The following is a 24,309-nucleotide window of genomic DNA, read 5'->3' on the forward strand; positions in this document are numbered from 1 at the left end:
CGATCACGGGCATCCCATCGGCTTCTCCCAGTCCTGCAAGGCCCTCGCGCTCCCGTCCGCTTCGTTGATGTGCGGGGTCGGTATCACTGATCCGTCCGCGTTGGTGTGAGCAGGACCGAAGCGGTCGAACCGCTTGGCGAGGTCGAACGACCTCGGGTCCCGGGGATTGGTGTTGGGTGTCCATTCCGCGTATTTCTTGATCTCGCCGGTGGCGTTGTCCCGCATGAAGGTCGTATGCGGGCCTTCCGCGTCCGGGTGAGGCCGCTGGCGTGGCGGTCGAGCGTTGTGCACCAGCACCGGCGCCGCGCCCGCCTGGACATAGTACGTATGGATCCCGCTCACCGAGAGGTTGAACACCTGCTGGACCGCGGTCCACGCGCGTGTGGCCGTGACCTTGACCCAGGTGCCCGTCGACGTGCGGAGCAGCGAGCCCGGCTTGATGTCGGCGGCCTTGGCCCAGGTGTGCTGGTCCTCCAGCCAGAAGGGGTGGCCTTCGGTGGCCGTGATGGTGTCGGTGGCGTCGCCCTTGTCGCCGTCCGTGTCGACGGTGAGCCTCACCAGGTGCTTCTCGCCGTTGCCGACGATGACGTCGTCGACCGGGCGGGCCTCGGTCCTGCCCGTCGTCGGGTCGGTCGCGAGGACCTTCTCACCGGCCTGGATGTCCCTGATCGGCTTCGTGGACCCGTCGGCCATCACCACCAGGGTTTCCGGGGTGAAGCTGTTCGGGACGGGGCACGCCCCGCCGGAGACCTCCTCGAGGACCTTCTCGGCCTTCTTGACCGTCTTCGAGCCTCCCGCGGCGGCATGCTCGACCTTGCCGGCCGTCCGCACGGCCTTCGCCCCGCGCACCGCCCCGGTGGAACCCGGGACGAAGACGCTCGCGACCGTCACCGCCGTCCACAGACACGCCTCGACGTCGCCCTTGGTGGCACACGCGACGGCGTCGTTGATGCCGGTGACCTCAGCGGTGAAGTCCCACGCCGCCTTCAGATACGGCGCGGCGGTCTGGGCGAACTCGGACACCGCCGTGATCGCGGTGTCGACCGCGGAGACCATCTTGGCGCTGACGTCGACGACGATCTTCGTGACCTCGGTGGCCACCTTGGCCACGTCCTGGACGACCTGCTTGGTCTCCTGGACGATCATCGCCGGCAGATTGACCGCCGCGGAGACCACCGTCTTCATCCCGGCATAGACCGGGCGAAGTGCCTTGGCCAGCACCGGCAGCGGGTTGTGCGTCGCGATGTACTTCTTCGCGGAGCGGGCCTTGTCGCTGATGTACCTCTTGCTCTCGCGGTAGATCTGCGCCGCGGATTTGTAGATCCTGGTGGACTGGTTCCTCAGGTACCGGCCGGCCGACGAGACCTTGTTGCCCAGCCATCTGGCTCCGGACGACACCTTCTCGGACACCCAGTTGACGGCCGAGCGGACCTTGTTCTCCACGTAGTGGTAGGCAGAGGTGATCTTCCTCTCCACATAGTGGTAGGCCGACGTGACCTTCTTCTCCACGTAGTGGTAGGTCGAGGTGGCCACGTGCTTGACCTTGTTCGCGGCCTTCTTGAGCCACTTGGGCCAGTGCCCCGTCGGATCCGTGTTGTCCATCGGATCCGCGTTCGCGTACGTGTAGCGGTTCGCCTGCACGGACGGGTTCGCGTCCAGCGTCATGGAGTCGCGTGACGTGAACGCCCCGGTCCCCGCGTCGTACCACCGCGCGGCCATGTCGACCTGCTTGGACGACGGGTCCGTCCAGTCGCCCTGGTAACCGATGGCGATCTGCTCGCCGGCCGTGTCCGTCGCCTTGCCGAACGGGTCGAAGCCCGCCGACGAAGCGAGCTGCTTCGGGTCGGCGTCCTTCGCGTCCACCGTGCCGACGACGTCGCCGTGGCGGTCGTCCATGGCGATGCGCGTCGTGCCGCCCTGCGTGACGGAGATCAGTTCGCCCGTCAGGCCGCGGCTGTAGACACCGCGCCCGTCCGCGACGACGTCGTCGCCCAGGCCCGAGTACGTGTGCTCCGTGCCGTCACGGTCGACCAGGCGGCCGAACGCGTCGTAGGCGTAGGAGATGTCGCCCTGTTTGGCCAGCTGGCCGAAGGCGTCGAAGCGGCTCTCCTCCGCGAGGCCGGAGCTCGACGAGGTCTTCCGGGTGCCGCGCGCGCTGTAGGTGTAGGTCGAATCGCCGTCCGACTGAAGCCGGTTGCGCGCGTCGTACGACGCCTTGCGCTCGCCGGACTGGACGCGGTTGCCGGCGTCGTCCCACGCGTAGCCGGTGGTCTTGCCTCCCTTGTCGGTCCACGAGGTCAGACGCCCGGCGTCGTCGTAGGCGTACTTCTGCTCGCCCGAGTCCGCCGTGCCGGTCGTCTTCTTCGATATCAGGCGGTCGTTGTCGTCGAAGCGGTACTCGGCGGTGGCCAGCACCGTCCCCGAGACGGACGACTTGGTGACGTCGGAGGTCTGCCGGCCCAGCGAGTCGTAGCCGAAGCTGCGGCTGACGCCGGGCGAGTCGATGCCCTCCAGGGCGCCCGTCCTGTCGTAGCGGTAGCTGAACAGCTGCTGCGACTGGGCGTCCTTGACCGACTTCAGTCGGCCCTTCTCATAGCCGAACACCGCCGTGCCGGCGCCGTCGACGCGGGTGAGCAGCCGCCCGTCCTCGTCGTAGCCGAAGCTGGCCTCACCGGAGCGGCCGTGGGCGGCGGTGAGCAGACCGCGGTCGTTGTACTCGTAGCTGTTGACACCCTTCGGCGCGCTGGCCGAGACGACCCGGCCGTTGGCGTCGTACTCATAGGCGCGGTCCGGGGTCGAGACCTCCGCGCCGGTGCCGGTCTCGCGCAGCAGCAGACCGCTCGGGTCGTACGTGCGCAGGCGCTCGACCTTGCCGGGCTCGGTCAGCCTGACCGGGTTGCCGACGGCGTCGTAGCCCGTGGTCCACGTGCGGTCGGCGGCGGCCGGGAACTCCTTGGTCTCCGGTTCGATCACCGACTCGGGCAGACCGAGGGTGTTGAAGGTGTAGCGGGTGGTGTTGCCGCGGCCGTCGGTGTAGCGCGTGCGGTTGCCGTTCGCGTCGTAGCCGAAGGTCGTGGTGATGGACTTGCCGGAGCCGACCGGCTCCACCTGCTGGACGAGCTGGTTCTGCGCGTCGAAGGAGAAGCGGGTGGTCTTGCCCTTCGCGTCGTCGGAGGCGATGACGTTGCCCGCGAAGTCGTAGCGGAAACTGCGGTCCCGCAGCGGGTTGTCGTCCTTGTCCAGCCAGAGCTGGCCCGTCATCCGGCCGGCCTGGTCGTAGGTCTGCCGCACCGAACGGCCCAGGGCGTCGGTGCTGTTGATGATCCGTCCGGCCATGTCGTAGCCGGTGCTGGTCCTCACCCCGGCCGGGTCCTCGGTGCCGGTGAGCTGGCCGAGAGCGTCGTAGGTGTAGCGGGTGGTGTCACCGCCGGGCGTGGTCCTGGCGACCATGCGGTCGGCGTCGTCGTAGGCGAAGGTGGACGTGAAGTACCGGGTCTGCCCGGACTTCCGCTCCACCTGGGTCGCCGTGGCGACCCGGCCGAGACCGTCGTACGTGCTCTCGGTGCGCGCCCCGGTCGGGTCGGTCTCCGAGAGCTGCTCGCCGGTGCGGCTGTAGGTGTACGACCACACGGCGCCCGCGCCGGAGGGCACGCTCTTGCCGGGCTCGGTGACGAGACCGAGCAGCTTCGAGGCGCGCGGCTCCTCCCGCTGGACCATGCGGCCCAGCTGGTCGTAGCTGAAGCGCTTGGTGTTGCCGAGCGCGTCCGTGGTCGCGGTGACCCGGCCCGCCGCGTCGTACTCGTTGCGGCTGACGGGGGTGATGGGCTCGGTCGCGCCGGGCGGGGTGTAGGAGGGGGAGGTGCTCGACGTGGGCCGGCCGGACTTGTCGAAGGTGACCGAGGTCAGCCTGCCCTGCGGGTCCTTGGTCTGGGTCGCCTCGTCGAAGGTGTTGTAGCCGGTGAGCGTGGTCGGGCGGAGCTTGGCGGGCTTGCCGCTGTCGCCCTCCCGGCCGGTCTCCACGTCGGCGGCGGGCTCGGTGACCGAGATCTTGCGGCCGAGCGCGTCATAGGCGTGGGTGGTGGTGAACTCCTCGGCGTTCGCGCCCTCGGCGTTGCCGCGCGGCTCGGTCTCGGCGAGCAGCAGACCGCGCTGGTCCCACGCGAAGGTGGTGGTCAGGCGCTGCTTGCCGTTCTGGGTGGTCTCGCTCAGCTCCCGGCCGACGGCGTCGTAGGTGTAGTCGACGACCTCGGAGTTGCCGCTGCTGAACGGGATGTTGGAGGACCGGCCGGTGTGCACGACACGGGTCACGTTGTCCGCGTCGTCGTAGGTGTAGGCGACCTTGCGGTCCAGCTTGCCCGGGTCCGTGGTGATGCTCTGCGTACGGCCCGACACGTCGTAGGCGTAGTCGGTGGTGACCGTGCCGTTGCCGGTGACCTTGCGCGTCACGTTGCCGAGCGCGTCGTAGGTGTTCCGCTCCAGGTCGATGTCGCGGGTGGAGCCGTCCGGCTGCGGCACGTCGAGGGCGCGGACGGCCTTCTGGAGACCGTCGTCGTAGTAACTGAACTCGCGCGTGCGGCCCATGGCATCGGTGTGGCGGGTGAGCCGGCCGGCCATGTCGTACGCGTAGGAGTCCGTCACCAGGACCTTTTCGTCACCCGAGGCGTCCTTGGGCGCCTCCTGCGGATCGCCGCGCCAGTCGCGCACCCGCACCTCGGCCACGCTGTTGCGCGGGGTGTAGACGGTCTCGGAGCGGGTGCCGTTCGGGTCGGCCTCCCAGACGCGGTTGCCCAGCACGTCGTAGCCGTAGCTGCTCTCGGAGCCCTCGGCGTCCGTCACCCGCACCGGGCGCGCCGAGTCGTCGTACTCGGTGCGGGTCTCGCGCGCGGGGTCGCCTCCGGTGAGGTCGGTGACCTCGGAGCGGACCTGCAGACCGTCCTTGTCGTACTCGACGGTGGTGCGCTGGGTGTGGGTGACGCCGGTGACCTCGTTCCTGACCCCGGGCTTGGTGGTGGTGACCACCCGGTTGACGCCGTCGTAGGTGAAGGTGACGGTCACCCCCTTGGGCTGGGAGTCGCTGATGTCGGTCTCGGTGAGCTTGCGGCCGAGCCGGTCGTACGTGTAGCGGGTGATCAGCCCCGCCGGGTCGGTGGTCTCGGCGAGATCACCGTTCGCGAAGTAGCGGTAGCGGGCCGTCTTGCCCTTCGCGTCGGTCATCGACGCGAGCAGCCCGGCGGGCATGGTGCCCTGGCCGTCGAAGGCGGACTCGCTGCCGGTGGTGAACGTCCGGATCGCCTTGCGGCCGTCCGGGGCGGTCTGCTCGGTCAGCTGGCCCCGGGCGTCGTAGGAGTACGTCGTCCGGTAGGTGTTGTCCGAGGCGTCCTTCGACCGGGCGTCACGGGACTCGGTGAGCTTGCCGTTGCGGGGGTCGACCGGGTCCTGGTCGTTGAGGTAGTAGCTGTAATAGGTCGTCTGGCACTGGCCCACGCCGCGGCAGGTCGTCCGGGTGGCGACATTGCCCTGGCCGTCGTAGGTCATGTCCACGGCGTGGCCGAGCTCGTCCACGACGCGGTTTTGCAGGCCCTTGTCGTCGTAGCCGAAGCCGCGCACGCCCATGGCGTTCACGGCGCCGCCGACGAACTGGGGGTCGGGGTAGTCGACGGGAGGCTGGCCGGTGCCGGTCTGGCCGCCCTCGAAGAGGCCGCCCTCGGCGATGCCGGGCTCGGCGGAGCCGCTGGGCGCGGGCTTCGCCGTCTCCTTCGGGTTGTCGCGCAAGGGGGAGACGTAGCGGATGACGCGGCCCGCGAGCGGGTCGTAGTCGTAGAAGTGGCGGCGGTCCTTGGGGTCCGTCACCTGGACGGTGCGGATGAGCTCCTTGCCGTACAGGCCGGTGACCGGGACACCGAGCTTCCACTGTCCGCCGTTGACGTCGGTCAGCTTGCTGACGCGGTCCACGTTGGTGTCGTAGGTGACCTCGACGGCCGTCCGGCCGTTGGGCGTCGTCACCTTGGTCAGCTGGTCGGCCTGGCCGCGCGCGGCGTGGAGCGCCTGCGCGGCGGCGGTGCCGAGCGGCTTGTGGTGGACGGCGACCTCGTCGATGTCACCCTTGAAGTACGCGGTGCCCTTGGCGGGAGCGGACGGCCAGGAGGAGGCCCAGCCGGTGCCGATCTCGGCGAAGCGCTGCGCGCTGTGGTCGACGGGCGCGGCGAGGCTGCCGTTGTTCTTCCCGTCGAGGAAGAGCGTCTGGCGGCCGCCGTCCGAACTGAGCACGACCTGGTGCCAGTTGCCGTCGTTGACGGGAGCGGAGGCGGTGATGGGCGTGATGCCGCCGGTGCGGAACTGACCGCGGAGCTTGCCGTCGGCGCCGATGTACAGGATGGGCGCGCTCGAACCGGCGGCCGAGTCGGAGTGCTTGTCGGACCGGTAGTTCAGCAGTACACCGCTGCCTGTGGTGCGGAACCACATGCTGACCGCGAGGTTGCGCTGGAGGTTCAGCAGGTTCTCGGGCAGGTCGACGCGCGAGGAGGTGCCGTTGAAGGTGGCCGCGTTCTCCTCCGTGCCGCCGAGCGGCCCGGTGGCGTCGTGGCCGACGTTCACGTACTGGGCCTGGTCCTTGCCCTGGTTGACGGTGACCTGGCTGACGGCGTCGTCGCCGGAGTCCTCGCCGAACCGCCAGTAGGCGTACGGGCCAGAGTCCAGGGCCACGCTGCGGTAGTGGGATCCGGCCGCGTAGTCGTAGGTGGTGCAGGTCTTCTCGGGCGAGCAGACCTTGGTCAGCTTGTCGCCGTCGTAGTCGTACGTCCAGGTCAGCGGCTTGGTCCCGAGAGGATCGGTACCGACGGCGGTGACGTGGCCGCCCGACCACTGGAAGAACAGGCTCCGCCTGCTGCTGTCGTTGACGACCTGGACGAGCTTGCCGTCCGTGTACGTGAGGGTCTGCGTGAGCCCGCTCGCGTCCGTGACCGTGCCGAGCCGGCCGTCGCCGCGGAAGCCGTACCGCACACCGTTCTTGTCGGTCAGCTGCCAGCCGCCGTCCTTGGCCGACGCGAATACGGCGTCACGGCCCTGCGGCGGGGCGAAGGAGCCGCCCGGGTTGCGGCCGAAGCGGACCTGCTGGCCGTCGGGATAGGTGACGACCACATTGCCGGTGCCGTCGTCGTCGGGGGTCACGCGCATGTCGAGGCGTGAGGCCCAGCCGGCGCCGAAGATGTGGTCCGTGCCGGGGTCGAGGCTGTTGTAGGTCCGGGTGACGGTGAGGTCAGGGCCGACGGTGGGTACCGAGGCGTCGACGGCCGAGCTGGCGAAGTTGCCGACCTGCGGGTCAAAGGGCTTGTCGGAAGAGCCGTACGGCGAACCCGCCAGGTGCGAGGTGATGACCGGCTGGGGGACCGAGGTGAGGAACGTGGTGTAGGGCAGCTCGGGGCTGGTGGCGGCGTTGTCCTTGCTCCAGGGACGCCACAGGTACGTCTTGGACCAGGAGAGCTTGCCGGTGGGCACGACCCAGCTGCGGTCGGGGGACCAGTCGGAGAAGAAGCAGTCCTTCGGCTTGTTGTCCTTGCCGGCCTCGCAGACCTCGTAGCGGTACTGCAGCTTCTGGCCGGTCTTGTCCATGTCCCGCGCGTTGGCCCACAGCTCGGGGGAGAGCGTGGGGGACTGGTAGCCGTTGGCCGGGTGGAAGGCGTCGACCACCGGCGGGATGGCCACCACGTTCAGGGCGAGGCGGACCGGGGGTATGCCCTCGTCGGTGAAGACGGCCTTGCCCTTGCGGACCATGGAGAAGTCGAAGAGGTACTGGCCCGCGTCGGCCTTGTGGACCACGGCGTCGAGGGAGACGCTCGCGCCCCGGGGCACGTCCTTGGGCAACTGCGCGGCGACCGCCTGCTTGACCAGCCGGCCGTCCTTGTAGGCGCGGTAGCCCAGTTCATAGGTGGCGGGGGTCCAGGTCTCGGCACCGAGGTTGGTGACCTTGATCTTGACCTTGCCGTCCGTGCCACGGCTGACCGGCGGCTGCGGCGTCGAGCGCTCGACGGAGTACTTCGCGTTGTACGGCGTGTGCGTGACGTACAGCGACGGCGGGTTGGCGCTGCTGGTGCTGGAGAACTTCTTCCAGTTCGCAGGCTCGGAGTCCGCGCCGCGCAGGGTCAGACCGTAGTTGGGACGGCTTCCGTCGGCCCAGCCCTCGATCAGGTCGCGGCCCTTGGTGCCGAGGTCGATGGCCTCCCAGGCCGCCGGGCAGGCGGAGCTGGACTGGCCCTCGGCGATGAAGCCGTGCGCGAAGGAGGAGCCAGCTATCTTCGGGCCGAACTTGGGCCCGGGGTAGGAGTGTCCCTTGCCCGCGGTCCACGCCTCGGTGACCGGGTGGACGTTCACCTCGCGCGGGCGGCAGGAGGCCGACCAGTAGTTCAGCACGGTGAGCGAGGCGCCGAAGATCTTGTGGTTGCGCAGCTTGGACGCGACGCCGGGGAAGGCCAGATAGCCGGCGGCCTGGCTGGTGGTACCGCCGTCGGTGACCGAGCCCAGCTTCAGGGTGTCCTCGGACGCCGAACTCCAGTTGTTACCGCCGGACTTCTCCACGTACATGCTCGACGAGGCACCGACGGGCTCCACCATGGGCGGGTCGACGCGGACGGGGAACGAGCGCTCCGGGGCGGCGAGCCAGGCGCTGTCGAGGTCCACGCGCAGGGCCACTCCGCCGTCCTGCTCGACGATCCGGTAGTCGACCTTGGTGGATATCGCGCCGTCACCGGACTCCGGGTTGACCTTGGAGTCCTCCATGTACCCGTGCGGGATACGGACGCGCTGCTTGCCGTCCGCGTCCTTCAGGACCACGTCGCCGTTGTCGACGGACGCCGTCAGCCCCTTGGTCCGCAGCGGAAAGGTCCAGCTGCGCGGCGCGTTCGCCGAACGCAGGACCATGACCTCCTTGAGGCCGCCGGGCTTGGATATCAGCTCCAGGTCGGCGTCCTTGAGGACATCGGGGTAGGTGACGGAGAAGGGGTTCTTCCCGTCGACGCGGCCGGCCGAGCGCTGGGCGCCTCGCAGGCCGAACGCGACCTCGTGGTCGGCGTCGACGACGAGCCGGGCCAGGCTCTCGCTGTCGGCCCGCGCCGCGAGATCGATGCCGAGGCTGTCCGCGGCGTTGCGCCAGCCGCCGGTGCCCTTGTCCTGGGGGACCAGACGGGCGTCGATGGGCTGCCAGCTTCCGTCGGACCGCCGGTAGTTGAGCCGCTCCTTGGAGAACTGGGTGGTCTGCGAGCCGTCCTTGTTGGTGAAGGTGCGCTCGAACTCGCCCCGCTTGCCGGCCGATTCGGTGCTGCTCTTGGGGTCGTAACCCTTGACGTCCTTGGCCGGTGCCTGCTCGACCTTGACCTCGTTGCGGGCTGCCAGGCCGGGGGTCCCGGGGTGCTCCACGGCGTATTTGCCGTGCAGCGTCTGCGGCCCGGTGGCCTTGACGGGCTTCGCCGTGCCGTCGAGGTGGTCCCGCCCTGCCGCGCTTCCCCAGCGCTGGCCGTCGGGGCGTTTCGTATGCCCCTTGACGCCGGGAAGCCCGGGCCCGGACTCGGCCCGGCCCACCGCCTCGGAGGGTGCGGCGCCGGCGAAGACCAGCATCGCGGCGGTCAGCGCGACGGCCCGGCTCAGGCCGGGCCGTCGACTGAGGAACGAGCGGTGTCTGAAACCACCGCGGCGGCGACGCGCACCGGGTCCGGTGCGCCGACTGCCAGGAATCACGAAGAACTCCACCCCAAGCGTCGTCTCAAAATGCGACCAACCCCTGCCAAACGGCAGGGGTTGCCACAGAAAGCCACAACCATGAGATGGCGGGCATAGGTTGATGTTCTATCCGAATAAAGATCGACATTGCAAGGTGATGGGGTGCTCATTGCGAGTCAATAAATCGACCTATGGCAAACAATTACGCTCCGCGCTCATAAATGGGGTGCTGTGGGGCCTTTGTCATGGATTTCGGTGATCGAGCGTAATTGCCGTATCAATTGGAGGTAAAGGGTGTGGTTACGATGCATGTCGCCCGGCCTCGTTCTCGGCCGGGCCTCGGGCCGCGACCGGCCCCTGTCTCCCCGTCATGAAAGCGCTCCCGCATGCCGAAGAGCCGTTTCCGCCCGTCTGCCTCCCGTGCGGCAGCCCTCACCCTCGCCGCCGTCACGGCCCTGCCGCTGGGGCTGATATGCGCTCCCGCGGCCTCGGCGGACCCGACATCCCCCGCCGCGGCACCGGCCGTGCAGGTGAGCTGCCGCCCCCAGACCGAGCTGTACGCCTCGGCCACCGACGGGCCGCTGAAGTACTACGCGCACGCCGACCCGGCCAACGGCTCGTTCAACTGGCCCGTCATCAACAAGGAGATCGGCACCGGAGGCTGGCAGGCGCCCCGCCTCACCCTCGGCGGCGCGGGCGGCTGGTTCTACAGCATCAACTCCGAGGGCAACCTCTTCCGCTATCGCTACGACCCCGCCGCCGACAGCTGGGAGCGCGCCCGTGGCGAGAAGATCGACGACGGCTGGGGGGCCTATCTGGCCGCCTCCCGGCGCAACCGCGTCACGGTCGACGACCGCGGCAACATCTTCGCGGTCCACGACGACGGCTCCCTGCGCTTCTATCAGTACGACCAGAAGACGGGAGCGGTCCTGCCCGGCCGGGGCCGGGTCATCGACCCGGTCGGCTGGGGCGAGTACGACCTCATCGTCGCCGCGGGCGACGGCCTGATCTTCGCCCGCAAGGGCGGCGACCTCTACCGGTACCGCTTCGACGTCGACCGGCAGCAGTGGCTGGACATGAAGGTCCCGGCGTGGGCGGTCGGCTGGCAGAACCTGCGGGAGATCCGCTCGGCCGGTGGCGGCACCCTCTACGCCCTGCACCAGGACGGCACGCTCTTCTGGTACCGCTGGGACCAGAACGCCGGTGTCTGGGTGGACGGCACCCGCCGCAAGGCCGGCTGGGGTTTCCAGGTGTTCCAGGGCATCGCCCTGCGCACGGACGCCTGCCACGCTCCCGCGCAGCCGGAGCCGGCCCCCGTCACCCCGCGCCCCCGCATCCCCGCCGCCCTGCGCCAGGGCAGGGACCAGCTCATCCAGCAGTTCTACGTCGACGAACGCGGCTGGCTCATCCAGGGCGCGCAGCGCGAGATCAACGACATCGGCACCGTGGTCTACAGCGTCGTGCCCGGCGCACAGAACATGGTCGACCAGCCCGTCGTCACCGAGCAGGCCGACGGCACCCCGATGGCCTTCGTCCTGGGCAAGGACGGCCACATCTACATGACCAAGCGCCGGCCGGGCGCGACCTGGTCCTCGCTCACGGACCTCGGCGGAAACTTCGTCGGCGCTCCGACCGTCCTCCGCAACTCCAAGGGCATCGTGACGGTGCACGCCTTCGGCCGCGACGGCAAGCTCTGGTATCTGAACCAGCGCGCCGCCAACACCGAGGACTTCATCCCCTGGCGGACCCAGGACGCCTATTCCCCCGTGGCCGCCGGCTACGAGCAGGCGACCTTCGCCGGGGCGAGCCAGGCGACCGTGGTGGACGGGGAGAGCGACCGCCCGTTCGTCCTGGGCCTCGACAAGCAGGGCCGCCTCGGTGTGAACCGCGCCGACGACCAGCGCAACGGGTGGTGGGTGTGGGGCGTCTCCGATGTCACCGGGCTCACCGGCACCCCCGTCGCGGCCCGGGGAGCGGACGGGAAGATGACGGCCTTCGCCCGGAACAAGGACGGGGAGATCTGGACCGCGACCGAGTCCGCGCGCTCGGCGGGCGGCAAGACCCTCAACGGCTTCTTCGGCGACGGGGCGGTGCTGCCGGGCGTGAAGACCGAGGGGTCCCCCGTGGTCGTCGTCAACAAGGACAAGACGCTCGGCGTCCTCGTCCGCGACGACAAGGGCTACGTCCGCTACTCCGCGCAGCGCCCGGACGGGTCCTTCGGCGGCTGGTCCCTGGTCTGGTCCGGGAAGGCGGCGACCGATCCCGCGGTCGTGCAGATGGGCGACGGTGGCTGGGGCGTCTTCTTCCTCGACACCGAGGGCGTTGAGCGCATGTACTGGCTCTCGGCGGCCAACGGCGCGCCGGCCCTGGCGGCCCCGGGCGCGAGGACGAAGCGCAGCGTCCAGCCCGAGTCGCTGTTCACCGGTGGCCCCACGGCGAAGAAGGGCGCGGGCAGGCCGTCCGCGGAGGCCGCCAAGTAGCCAGCCGGGCAGATCGGTTGGTGAGGCCGTGGCGCTCGCGCGACGGTGAGGGTGAGACGCGGCGGTGTGCGGGAGATGTGCATGAGAGGGGTGGGCGCGGTGCGTGCCCGCCGCCCACCCCTCCCGCTCAGTCCTCTCAGTCCTCGAGGACCCGCCAGTGATCGTCGATACGCTCCACGACGACCGTGCTCTTCCTCGTGCCGTCCGCCCCGGAGCGCACCTCGACGCGTGCGGTCCTGCCGTCGACCTGGGCCGGGCCGACGTCGATGGCGCCGACCCGGCCGCGGTCCTCGCCGCTCAGCCGGTCGCCTACCTGGGCGCGCATCGCCCCCGGGCACCCGCCGTCCGCCCGGTCCATGGACGCGGTGACCCGGGGGTGCATCAGGTGGCACGCCTCCTTCATGTCGCCGTCGGCCAGCGCGTCGATGTACGCGATGACCAGCTTGCGCGCACCCTTGCCGCCGGGCTGGGCGCCGGGGTCCTCGAACCACAGGTAGAGACATCCGGCGATCACGGCCACGAGCAGACCGCCGGACGTTCCCACCGTGGCCAGCCGGCGCCGACGTGTGGACCACAGCCGCGCCCCGGCGCCTCCCGCCAGCCGTCCGATCCTCCGGCGGGCCCGCTGCCCGGCCGTGCTTCGCGTCGACTCCCTCGTCGCCGAGGGCCTTGCCTGGTCCGGCACCGTGGCCAACTTCCCTTGCCGATTTCGTGAACCCGACAAGTCTGCCATGTCCGCCATGAGCGACGATCTTGGATTCCCGCCCAGTGGAATCGATTGCTCCACTATGGCGACTTTGACATCCCTTTACGGGTTATATACTTTCATCGTCCATTGGTTCAGACCAGTGGACCTTTTGGTGTCGGGGTGGGGACGAGGCGGGCCGGTCGGCCCGGAGGGGTTCAGATGAGTTCAGTTCGGCCTGCCCGCACGGGCGGGCATCGGGCGCGTTCCGGTGGGGGCCGGCGGCGCGCCGCGCACGGAGGGGCCGCGCACGGCGGGTTGCTGCCGCAGCCGCCCACGGACCGCGAGAAGTACGCGTACGTGAAGCGCCACCTGTGGGTGCTGACTCTGAGCTCGCTGATCAGCTTCGTCTGTCTTGTGCTGAGCCAGTTCAAGCTCGCGGCGTCGACTCCCTTGCTGTGGGTCTATGTGCCGCTGCTGGTCTTTACCGTCGTCTACTACTTGATCTCGCTCCGGGTGAACGCTGTCACCCGTGATTTCGACATCAAGCACCATAAGCGCCTGGTCCGGAACTGGAAGCCCGCCGAATATCCGTCGGTCGACGTCTTTCTCCCCGTGTGCGGCGAGCCCATCGAGGTGCTCCACAACACCTGGACGCATGTGCGCGCCCTGGCCGACCGCTATCCGGGCGTCTGTGTGCCGTTCGTCATGGATGACGCCGCCAATCCCGAACTGGCCGCCATGGCCGCCGACTTCGGCTTCCGCTACGGCACCCGGCCGAACCGCGGCTGGTTCAAGAAGGCCGGCAACATGCATTTCGGCTACGGGCAGTCCGACGGAAAGTACATCCTCATCCTCGACGCCGACTTCGCGCCGCGCTCGGACCTCCTGGAGGAATTGCTCCCGTACATGGAGGACGACGACCGGATCGGAATCGTCCAGTCGCCGCAGTACTTCCGGGTGCTCGATTCGCAGAACTGGATCGAGCGCGGCGCGGGAGCCGTCCAGGAGCTGTTCTACCGGTCGGTCCAGGTCTCGCGACAGGGCAGCGACGGCGCCATCTGCGTGGGCAGCTGCGCGGTCTACCGGCGGGCGGCGCTCGACACCAACGGCGGCACCACGCTGATCGAGCACTCCGAGGACGTGCACACCGGCTTCGATCTCCGGGGCCTGGGCTGGGACCTTCGCTATGTGCCGGTCGCCGTGTCGACCGGGGTGTGCCCGGACACCGCCGGAGCGTTCTTCAACCAGCAGTACCGCTGGTGCTCCGGGTCGATGAGCCTGATGTCCAGCCGGAAGTTCTGGCAGGCGAAGATCCGGCTCTCCAGCCGGCTCTGCTATCTCTCCGGGTTCTTCTACTACATCCACACGGCGCTGTTCACCTTCGCGGCCCCGGTCATCCCGCTCGTGCTGCTGCTGGCCATGCCGGAGAAGCTGAAGGTCGAGCACCTGCTGCTCGTCCTGCCCAGCATCGTGTACACCACGATCATCTTCCCCCTCTGGCACAAGGCGCCCTACCGGCTGGAGGCGTGGTCGGCCCGCATGATGTACGGCTGGGCACACGTCTTCGCCATCTGGGACATCCTCCGCAAGAACCGCATGGGGTGGCAGCCGACCGGCTCCTCCGGCGCGAAGAAGAACAAGACCCGGCGCTTCTGGATCGGGATGTGGGTGTGGAGCGGCGGCACCGCGCTGCTCTGGGTGGGCGCCGCCGTCTGGCGCATGTTCACCATGTACGCCCCCGACTTCGCCCTGATCCTTTCTTCCGGCCTGTTCTACGCCCTGGTCGTCGGCCGGGTCCTGGTCCAGCCCCGAGCGGAGAGTGCCGCATGACCTCGCACATAGCCCGTACCGCGGCGGCCGTCGCCCTGGCCGCCGCCGTGGTGGCCCCCCTGGCCGCCTGCTCCCCGGCACAGTCCACCGCGGAGGCGCGGCCCGCGGCCAAGGCGACCGAGGAGTTCGTCAAGCCCCATGACCTCCGCCCCCTGATCCAGCCCCGCAAGAAGTACTTCGGCGCCGCGGTGGAGAAGGCGCCTACCTCCATGGCCCCGGTGGAGAAGTACACCGGGATGGTGGGCAAGCGGCCGAACCTGCTGGAGTACTACGCGGCCTGGGGCGACGACTTCAACGCCGCGGGCGTGCGCAACGCCTGGGACGCCGGCGCCCTGACCGTGGTGTCCTGGGAGCCCGCCGGCACCACCATCGCCGACATCGCCGACGGCAGGACCGACGCCTACCTCAAGAAGTACGCCGGGGAGGTGCGGAAGCTCGGCCTGCCCGTCGCCGTCAGCTTCGCGGACGAGATGAACGGCCACTGGGAGACGTGGGGCACCAAGCACGTCAAGCCCGCCGACTACGTCCGGGCCTGGAAGCACCTCCGCGAGGTCTTCGACGAGGCCGGCGCCACCAACGTCATCTGGGCCTGGTCGCCGAACATCGTCAACTCGGTCAAGAGCGTCGACATCGAGAAGTACTACCCCGGTGACGCCTACGTCGACTGGGTGGGCCTGGTCGGCTACTTCACCCAGTACGAGGACAACGCCTTCGACTACGTCTTCGGCCCGACCATCAAGAAGGTCCGCACCTTCAGCGACAAGCCCCTGCTCATCCTCGAAACCGCGGCCGAGCCGGGCGCCCGCCGCCGGGCCGACGTGCGGAACCTCTTCAAGGGCGTCACCGACCGGGACGACATCATCGGCTTCGTCTGGTTCGACCACAACAAGCGCGCCGACTGGCGGCTGGAGGTCAGCCCGCTGGCGCTGGCCGAGTTCAAACGACTGGCAGCCGATGACTCCTTCGGCTTCGACGTGCGGAAGCCGTGATGGAACCTTCGATCGACGACCCCAGGGGACGCGGGTACCGCGTGCCGCGGCAGCGGGACGGCCGTACGGCTGACGACAGCGACCCGTACTACGACATGGGCTGGGCCGGCGGGCAGGTCACCGGGCCCGAGCAGCAGACGTACGACCCGTACACCACCGACCCGTACCCGGCGGCGCCGTACGCCGAGCCCTGGCCCGCGGCCCAGGCAGCGGCCGCCGCGCCGTACGCGCAGCACCCCGCCCCGCACCAGGAGCAGCAGGCGGCGCAGGTGCCCCAGTGGCAGCAGGACGCCCCGCCCGCCGAGCACGAGCGGCCCCCTGCGGACCCCGAGCCGGCGTACCGCATTCCGGAGACTCCCGACGCGGGCTGGGACATGGCCCAGAGCAGGCGCCGGGGATGGGTCAGCCGGGCCGTGCTCTTGTGCGTCCTGGCCATCCAGGCGGTGCTCTCCCTGCGGCTGAGCAACACCGCCTTCCAGGACGAGGCGCTCTACCTCTACGCCGGTCACATGGAGCTCGACCACCTGCTCCACGGTGCCGAGCCGCCGGCCGACTACAACGCCTACTTCTCCGGCTCGTCGTCGCTGTACCCCGTGCTGGCCGCCCTCGCCGACTCCGCGTTCGGGCTGGCCGGGGCGCGCGCCCTCAGCCTCGCCTGCATGCTGGGCACCACGGCGCTGCTCTACTCCTTCACCCGGCGGATGTTCAACGAACGGGTGGCACTGGCGGCGGCGGCGCTGTTCGCCGTCACCCAGTCCACGATCGTGCTGGGCAACTTCGCGACGTACGACGCCGCGGCGCTCTTCCTGCTCACGCTCGCCACCTGGATCGTCGTGCGCACCGACCGGGCGCCCGTCGCCGCCGTGCTGCTCGCGGCCCCGGTCGCCGCCCTGGCCGTCGGAGTGAAATACGCCGCCGCCCTCTACCTTCCGACGATCGTCGTGCTCGCCGTGCTCACCGCCTGGCCGCACCGGGGCAAGCGGTCCCTGTGGCGGGGCCTGGCCCTGGCCGCCGGCATCGCGGCGCTGCTCGGCATCGCCCTGCTCGCCTCCGACGCGCTCGCGGGCATCCAGAAGACCACGACCGGCCGTGAACACGGCACGGAGAGCGCCTTCGACCTCCTGAAGAGGTCGGCCGGCTGGGGCGGGCTGCTGTTCGCGACAGCGTGCGTCGGGGCGTTCTCCTACGCGCGCCGCGGCCGCATGAACGAGTCCCCCCGGTCCTTGAGCATGAGCGGGCCCGGCCGCCGCCGGCGGCTCGTGATCGGCCTCGTGCTCTGCGGCACGGCCCTGCTGGCGCCCGCCTACCAGATGTATCTGGGCACAGGGGTGTCGCTGTTCAAGCACATCGGGTTCGGGCTGCTCTTCGCGGCCCCCATGGCGGGAATCGGCGTGAGCCGCCTGGTCGGCGCGCACTTCCGCTACCCCCAGCTGGGCATCCTGCTCTGGGTCGTGATGCTCTGCGTGGGGCTGGCCCAGTCGACCTGGCGCTTCGGTGTCTGGCCGAACTCCACGCAGCTGGTCGACGTGCTCCGCCCGTACGTGAACGACAAGGGCCGCTACCTCGGCGACACGCACGAAGTGGCCGTCTACTACCTCCGCGGCCAGACCGGCCAGCGGCAGTGGACCCCGACCGACAACATCAGCTACCAGGACTCCCGCGGCGTCACGCACACCGGCGAGGACGGCTATGAGAAGGCGCTCGGCGACGGGTGGTTCGACCTCGTCGTGCTCGACGGGCTCTCCGCCGGCGGCACCGACGCCGTCATCGCCGACAACCTCAAGGCGAACCCGCGCTACCGGCTGCTGGCCACCGTCCCCTTCGAGAACTCCTCCGGCACCGGGGCCTACCGCGTGTGGGTCAAGCGCTGAGCGCTCCGCCGGAAGTACCGAGACGCGCCGTCAGCCGTCTGCGGCACCGTCGTGGCTGGTCGCGCGGTTCCCCGCGCCCTTCAGGGCGCTGGCGAACCGCAGTGGACTTCATCCGACCCGCTTGGCGATCCGTCCATGTCCCCGGGGCTGTCCGCTCCCAGGAAAACGTCACAAGGAGAAGCCGTGTCTTTGCGGCTCACTGTCATCGGCACCGGCTATCTCGGTGCCACCCACGCAGTCTGCATGGCGGAGCTCGGGCACGAGGTGCTCGGGGTCGACGTCGATCCGGAGAAGATCGGCGCGCTGCGCGCGGGACGGGTCCCCTTCTACGAGCCGGAGCTGGCAGAGCTGCTGGCGAAACACACGGCGTCGGGCCGGCTGCGCTTCACCACCTCCTACGAGGAGGCGGCGGAGTTCGGGCAGGTGCACTTCCTGTGTGTCGGCACCCCGCAGCGCGAGGGCTCCGACGCCGCCGACCTCACCTATGTGGACGCGGTGATCGAGGCCCTCGGTCCGCACCTGACCCGGCCCGCGCTGGTGGCCGGGAAGTCCACCGTGCCGGTGGGCACCGCGGCCCGGCTGGCCCGGCGGCTCGCGGAGCTCGCTCCGGCCGGCTCCCGCGCGGAGCTGGCGTGGAATCCCGAGTTCCTGCGCGAGGGATTCGCCGTGCGGGACACGCTCCGTCCCGACCGGCTGGTCCTCGGGGTGCGTTCCGCCACCGCCGAGGCGCTGCTGCGCGAGGTCTACGCGCCGGTCATCGCCGCCGGGACCCCCGTGGTCACCACCGACTTCCCCACGGCCGAGCTGGTCAAGACCGCCGCCAACGCCTTCCTCGCCACCAAGATCTCCTTCATCAACGCCATGGCGGAGCTGTGCGAGGCGGCGGACGCGGACGTGTCCGTGCTGGCGAGGGCCATCGGTCACGACGAGCGCATCGGCGCCCGCTTCCTCCGCGCCGGGGTCGGCTTCGGCGGCGGCTGCCTGCCCAAGGACATCCGCGCCTTCATGGCGCGCGCCGAGGAGCTGGGCACCGGCCGTTCGCTGGCCTTCCTCCGCGAGGTCGACGCGATCAACCTGCGTCGGCGCGACCGCGTCGTCGAGCTGGCCCGCGAGCTGTGCGGCGGCCCGCTCCCCGGCAGGCGCGTCGCGGTGCTCGGCGCCGCGTTCAAGCCGGAGTCCGACGACATCCGTGACTCCCCGGCCCTGGACGTCGCAGCCCGTCTCCAGCTCGCCGGCGCGGACGTGAGCGTGTACGACCCGAAGGCCATGGACAACGCCCGCAAGGCCCACCCGCCGCTGGGCTACGCGCTGTCGGCCGAGGACGCCGTGCGCGGAGCGGATGTCGTCCTGCACCTGACCGAGTGGCGGGAATTCCGGGAACTGGACCCCGCGGCGCTGGCGCCGCTGGCACGCCACCCGCGGATCGTGGACGGCCGCGGTGCCCTGGACGCCGCCGCCTGGACCGCCGCCGGCTGGGACTTCCACGCCCTGGGCCGCGCCTCCAGCACGTTCGAGGCCACCCCGTGACCGGTGCCGCGAACCCGCGGCCGTCCGCCGGACACCCCCCGGCACCCGCAGCGCCGACACCGCGCGAAACCCACACGAGGAAGGAGTGGCCTCGGCCACGCCCCGTCATGCAGACACCCACCACCCCCGTGGTCAAGGCCGTCATCCCCGCCGCGGGCATGGGCACGCGTTTCCTGCCGGCCACCAAGGCCACGCCCAAGGAGATGCTGCCCGTCGTCGACAAGCCGGCCATCCAGTACGTCGTGGAGGAAGCGGCGACGGCGGGGCTCACGGACGTCCTCATGATCACCGGGCGCAACAAGCGCGCTCTGGAGGACCACTTCGACCGGGCCCACGAGCTGGAGACCGTGCTGGAGGCCAAGGGCGACCGCGAACGCCTCTCGCTCGTACGGGAGTCCAGCACCCTGGCCACCCTGCACTACGCCCGCCAGGGCGACCCGCTGGGCCTGGGACACGCGGTGCTGGCCGCCGAGGCCCATGTCGGGCGGAGCCCCTTCGCGGTCCTGCTCGGTGACGACCTCATCGACCCCCGCGACCCGCTCCTGTCGCACATGATCGCCGTGCGGGAGCGACTGGGCGGCAGCGTGATCGCCCTCACCGAGGTGCCCGCGGACCGTATCCACCTCTACGGCTGCGCGGTGGTGGAGCCGTCGGCGGGCGACGGCGAGGCCCTGAGGATCACGGGGCTGGTGGAGAAGCCCGCGCCCGGCACGGCCCCCAGCAACTACGCGGTCATCGGCCGCTATGTGCTCGACCCCGCCGTCTTCGACGTCCTGCGGCGCACCGCCCCGGGCCGGGGCGGAGAGATCCAGCTCACCGACGCGCTGCACACGCTGGCCACCACGGGAGCGGGCGGCCCGGTGCACGGAGTCGTCTTCCGCGGCCGCCGCTACGACACCGGGGACCGCGGTGAGTACCTGCGCGCCACGGTCCGGCTCGCCTGCGAACGCGACGACCTCGGACCGGAGTTCCGTACGTGGCTGCGCGAATTCGCCGCCACGGAGCTGTCGGCCGAGGCGTGTCGGTGAAGGACGCCGTCATGTCCCGCCTCGGCAGGCGGGCCTTCCTGGCCTCCACCGCCGTGGCCTCCCCGGTCCTGCCCGGATCCGGCACCGCCGCCGGAGCGAGCGCGAAGACGTCCGCCGGGGCGTCCGACGGGTACCCCTCGCACGGTGGCGGGATCGAGGCCGGCACTTCCGAACTGTGCCTGGACATCGCCGGATACCACCCCGCCGGTCTCACTCCCGCCCCGGCCGAGGGCCCGCTCCACGACTACTGGATGTTCGAGGGGCTGCGCCCGGCGGACCACGGTGATCTCCACGTCACCTCGGCCCACTCGACGCCTTCGGCCATGACTCCCTCGGTGGCGTCCGGCCGGGCCGTGCCGTAGCCGACAGGCGACGCGGAAGGGGGGGGGGGGGGGGGGGGGGGGGGGGGGGGGGGGGGGGGGGGGGGGGGGGGGGGGGGGGGGGAGGGGGGGGGGGGAGGGGGTGGGGGAGGGGGTTGGAGTACCCTCCCCCCCCCCCCCCCCCCCCCCCCCCCCCCCCCCCCCCCCCCCCCCCCCCCCCCCCCCCCCCCCCCCCCCCCCCCCCCCCCTTCGCACACCCGCTGGGTCACGCCGGAACGCTGGCGATCCCCTCGGCGAGGAACCGCTTGCCGACGGCGCGCTCGGAGACGCCCGCGCGGTCCAGGTACGGCGTGATGCCGCCCAGGTGGAACGGCCAGCCCGCGCCCGTGATCAGGCACAGGTCGATGTCCTGCGCCTCGGCGACGACGCCCTCGTCCAGCATGATGCCGATCTCCTGCGCGACGGCGTCCAGGACCCGCTCGCGCACCTGCTCCTCGGTGAGGACGGAGTCGCCCTGCACCAGGAGGGAGGCCACCTCGGGGTCCAGCTCCGGCTTGCCGGAGTCGTAGACGTAGAAGCCGCGCTTGCCGGCCTTGACCACGGCGGCCAGGTTCGGCGACACCTTGAAGCGGTCGGGGAAGGCACCGGCCAGCGTCTCGGAGACGTGCAGACCGATCGCCGGACCGACCAGCTCCAGGAGCACCAGCGGCGACATCGGCAGGCCCAGCGGCTCGACGGCCTTCTCGGCGGTCTCGACCGGGGTGCCCTCGTCGATGACGTTCTGGATCTCGCCCATGAAGCGGGTGAGGATGCGGTTGACGACGAACGCCGGGGCGTCCTTCACCAGCACCGCGGTCTTCTTCAGCTTCTTCGCCACACCGAAGGCCGTGGCCAGCGCCGCGTCGTCGGTCCGCTCGCCGCGCACGATCTCCAGCAGCGGCAGGATCGCGACGGGGTTGAAGAAGTGGAAGCCGACGACCCGCTCGGGGTGCTTCAGCTCCGACGCCATCTCGCTGACCGACAGCGAGGAGGTGTTGGTCGCCAGGATCGTGTGGGCCGGGACGACCGCCTCGACCTCGGCGAACACCTGCTGCTTGACGCCCATCTCCTCGAAGACGGCCTCGATGACGAAGTCCGCGTCGCCGAACGCCGCGGCCTTGTCGAGGGAGCCCGTGACCGCGGCCTTCAGGCGGTTCGCCTTGTCCCGGTTGATCCGGCCCTTGGCGAGCAGCTTGTCGATCTCGCCGTGGACATAGCCCACGCCCTTGTCGATCCGCTCCTGGTCGATGTCGGTCAGCACGACCGGCACCTCCAGGCGGCGCGCGAAGAGCAGCGCGAGCTGAGAGGCCATCAGGCCGGCGCCGACGACGCCCACCTTGGTGACCGGGCGGGCCAGCGACTTGTCCGGCGCGCCGGCCGGGCGCTTGGCGCGCTTCTGCACCAGGTTGAAGGCGTAGATGCCGCTGCGCAGCTCGCTGCCCATGATCAGGTCCGCGAGGGCCTGCGTCTCGGCCTCGAAGCCCTGGCGCAGGTCGCCGTTCTTGGCCGCGGCGATGATGTCCAGCGCGCGGTAGGCGGCCGGGGCCGCGCCGTGCACCTTGGAGTCGGCGATCGCCCGCCCGCGCTCGACGGCCTGGTCCCACGCCTCGCCGCGGTCGATCTCCTGCCGCACGACCTCGGTCTCGCCCTTGAGGACGGACGCGGTCCACAGCAGCGACTGCTCCAGGAAGTCGGCGCCCTCGAAGATCGCGTCGGCGATGCCGAGCTCGAAGACCTGCTTGCCCTTCAGCTGCCGGTTCTGGCTGAGCGAGTTCTCGATGACGACCGAGATCGCGCGGTCCGCGCCGATGAGGTTCGGCAGCAGCGCGCAGCCGCCCCAGCCCGGGACCAGACCGAGGAAGACCTCGGGCAGCGAGAAGGCGGGGATCGCCTTGGACACCGTGCGGTAGGAGCAGTGCAGACCGACCTCGACGCCACCGCCCATCGCCGCGCCGTTGTAGTACGCGAACGTCGGGACCGCCAGCGCGGAGAGGCGCTTGAAGACGTCGTGGCCGCCCTTGCCGATGGCCACCGCGTCCTCGTGGCGCTTGAGCAGCTCCACGCCCTTGAGGTCCGCGCCCACGGCGAAGATGAACGGCTTGCCGGTGACGCCGACGCCGACGATCTTCCCGTCCCTGGCCTCCGCCTCGACCTGGTCGAGGGCGGCGTCCAGGTTGGCCAGCGACTGCGGGCCGAAGGTGGTCGGCTTGGTGTGGTCCAGGCCGTTGTCCAGCGTGATGAGCGCGAAGCTGCCCGCGCCCAGGGGGAGGTCGAGGTGGCGCACGTGCGCCTGCGTCACGACCTCGTCGGGGAACAGCTCGGCCGCACCCTTCAACAGCTCAGCGGTGGTGCTCACTTGTCCCCCTCGAAGTGCGGGTTCTCCCAGATGACCGTTCCGCCCATGCCGAAGCCGACACACATCGAGGTGATGCCGTAGCGGACGTGCGGCTGCTCCTCGAACTGCCGGGCCAGCTGCGTCATCAGACGCACGCCGGAGGAGGCGAGGGGGTGGCCGAAGGCGATCGCGCCGCCGTACTGGTTGACCCGCGGGTCGTCGTCCGCGATGCCGTAGTGGTCGAGGAACGCGAGCACCTGCACCGCGTACGCCTCGTTCATCTCGAACAGGCCGATGTCGTCGATCGACAGGCCCGCCTTGGCCAGCGCCTTCTCGGTCGCCGGGATCGGGCCGTAGCCCATCACCTCGGGCTCGACGCCGACGAAGGCGTACGACACCAGGCGCATCCGGACCGGCAGGCCCAGCTCGCGCGCCACGTCCTCGGCGGCGATCAGCGAGGCGGTCGCGCCGTCGTTGAGGCCGGAGGAGTTGGCGGCGGTCACCCGGCCGTGCGGGCGGAAGGGCGTCTTGAGATTGGCGATGCCCTCCATCGTGGTGCCCGGGCGCATCGGCTCGTCGGCCGTGGCCAGGCCCCAGCCGAGCTCGCCGCCCTCGGGGGAGGTGCGGCGGATGGAGATGGGCACCAGGTCGGGCTGGATCTTGCCGTCGGCGTACGCCTTGGCGGCCTTCTCCTGGCTGCGGACCGCGTAGGCGTCCGAGCGCTCCTTGGTGAGCTGCGGGAACCGGTCGTGCAGGTTCTCCGCGGTCATGCCCATGAAGAGGGCCGACTCGTCGACCAGCTTCTCCGACACGAAGCGCGGGTTGGGGTCCACGCCCTCGCCCATCGGGTGGCGGCCCATGTGCTCGACGCCGCCCGCGACCGCGATGTCGTACGCGCCGAACGCGACGCCACCGGCGACGGTCGTCACGGCCGTCATCGCGCCGGCGCACATGCGGTCGATGGACAGGCCCGGCACGGACTGCGGCAGCCCCGCGAGGATGCCGGCCGTGCGGCCCAGGGTCAGACCCTGGTCGCCGATCTGCGTCGTCGCGGCGACCGCGACCTCGTCGATCTTGGCGGGATCCAGGGCCGGGTTGCGGCGCAGCAGCTCACGGATGCACTTGACGACGAGGTCGTCCGCGCGGGTCTCGTGGTAGATGCCCTTCGGGCCCGCCTTGCCGAACGGGGTGCGGACGCCGTCGACGAAAACGACGTCCCTAGCGGTACGAGGCACGTTGGCTCTCCTCCAGGTGCGGATCGCTGCGCGCGGGCATGCCGGTACGGCTCCGCCGCGACGCGGACTCATGCCGTCATGCTACTTGCGGGTAACCATGCTGCCCAGCCCCCCTGCGGGGCGGCGAACGTCACATTGGGGAGCGCTCCGTTTCCCGGCTGCCCTGGCGTCGCCGCCTGCGGCGGGAGCTCCCTCCGGGAGCGTCCTCAAACGCCGGACGGGCTGGATCGCACGGACCGTGGCCCGGCATCCAGCCCGT

At 70.5% G+C, this 24,309-nt stretch carries 10 protein-coding genes and 1 pseudogene; 7 read left to right on the forward strand and 4 right to left on the reverse strand.

Annotated elements, in window-relative coordinates:
* Nucleotides 1-3: 3 nt before the first annotated feature.
* Nucleotides 4-9,726 (reverse strand): DNRLRE domain-containing protein, encoded by a 9,723-nt coding sequence (locus ACZ4A5_RS15240; RefSeq protein WP_467582874.1) that lies wholly within the window; start codon nt 9,724-9,726, stop codon nt 4-6.
* A 368-nt stretch (nt 9,727-10,094) separates the two neighbouring features.
* Between ACZ4A5_RS15240 and ACZ4A5_RS15245 the strand changes: the two genes are divergently transcribed.
* On the forward strand, nt 10,095-12,188 hold the full coding sequence (locus ACZ4A5_RS15245) for a tachylectin-related carbohydrate-binding protein (RefSeq protein ID WP_467582877.1): 2,094 nt from the start codon (nt 10,095-10,097) through the stop codon (nt 12,186-12,188).
* Between the two features lie 136 nt (nt 12,189-12,324).
* Here the strand turns inward: ACZ4A5_RS15245 and ACZ4A5_RS15250 are convergent, their stop codons facing one another.
* Nucleotides 12,325-12,873 carry a hypothetical protein gene (locus ACZ4A5_RS15250; RefSeq protein ID WP_467582880.1) on the reverse strand — a complete coding sequence of 183 codons (549 nt, stop codon included), beginning with the start codon at nt 12,871-12,873 and terminating at the stop codon, nt 12,325-12,327.
* 222 nt (nt 12,874-13,095) lie between these two features.
* Here ACZ4A5_RS15250 and ACZ4A5_RS15255 point away from each other — a divergent pair, with 222 nt between their 5' ends.
* The 6 genes and pseudogenes from ACZ4A5_RS15255 to ACZ4A5_RS15280 form a co-directional block, all read left to right on the forward strand.
* Complete coding sequence (locus ACZ4A5_RS15255) at nt 13,096-14,706, forward strand: glycosyltransferase family 2 protein (RefSeq protein ID WP_467582883.1); 1,611 nt, start codon at nt 13,096-13,098, stop codon at nt 14,704-14,706.
* Nucleotides 14,703-15,695 (forward strand): glycoside hydrolase family 26 protein, encoded by a 993-nt coding sequence (locus ACZ4A5_RS15260; protein WP_467582886.1) that lies wholly within the window; start codon nt 14,703-14,705, stop codon nt 15,693-15,695. The genes ACZ4A5_RS15255 and ACZ4A5_RS15260 overlap by 4 nt, the downstream gene beginning before the upstream one ends.
* Nucleotides 15,695-17,566, forward strand: a complete 1,872-nt coding sequence (locus ACZ4A5_RS15265; RefSeq protein ID WP_467582889.1) for a glycosyltransferase family 39 protein — start codon at nt 15,695-15,697, stop codon at nt 17,564-17,566. The genes ACZ4A5_RS15260 and ACZ4A5_RS15265 overlap by 1 nt, the downstream gene beginning before the upstream one ends.
* Before the next feature lie 183 nt (nt 17,567-17,749).
* Nucleotides 17,750-19,093: a UDP-glucose dehydrogenase family protein gene (locus ACZ4A5_RS15270; protein ID WP_467582892.1), complete on the forward strand. Its 1,344-nt coding sequence runs from the start codon at nt 17,750-17,752 to the stop codon at nt 19,091-19,093.
* A 107-nt stretch (nt 19,094-19,200) separates the two neighbouring features.
* A complete protein-coding gene (locus tag ACZ4A5_RS15275; protein WP_467582895.1) occupies nt 19,201-20,121 on the forward strand; it encodes a UTP--glucose-1-phosphate uridylyltransferase in 921 nt (306 codons plus the stop codon).
* 11 nt (nt 20,122-20,132) lie between these two features.
* Nucleotides 20,133-20,423, forward strand: a pseudogene (locus tag ACZ4A5_RS15280) (poly-gamma-glutamate hydrolase family protein); the annotation flags it as partial.
* A gap of 283 nt (nt 20,424-20,706) precedes the next feature.
* On the opposite strand, the gene ACZ4A5_RS15285 reads toward ACZ4A5_RS15280, so the two are convergent.
* Both ACZ4A5_RS15285 and ACZ4A5_RS15290 read right to left on the reverse strand, forming a co-directional pair.
* Entirely contained in the window at nt 20,707-22,836 is a 2,130-nt protein-coding gene (locus ACZ4A5_RS15285) for a 3-hydroxyacyl-CoA dehydrogenase NAD-binding domain-containing protein (RefSeq protein WP_467582898.1), read from the reverse strand.
* On the reverse strand, nt 22,833-24,050 hold the full coding sequence (locus ACZ4A5_RS15290) for a thiolase family protein (protein ID WP_467582902.1): 1,218 nt from the start codon (nt 24,048-24,050) through the stop codon (nt 22,833-22,835). Before ACZ4A5_RS15290 ends, ACZ4A5_RS15285 begins: the two co-directional genes overlap by 4 nt.
* Between the last annotated feature and the right edge of the window lie 259 nt (nt 24,051-24,309).

This window comes from Streptomyces sp. NPDC025618, from assembly GCF_055558795.1.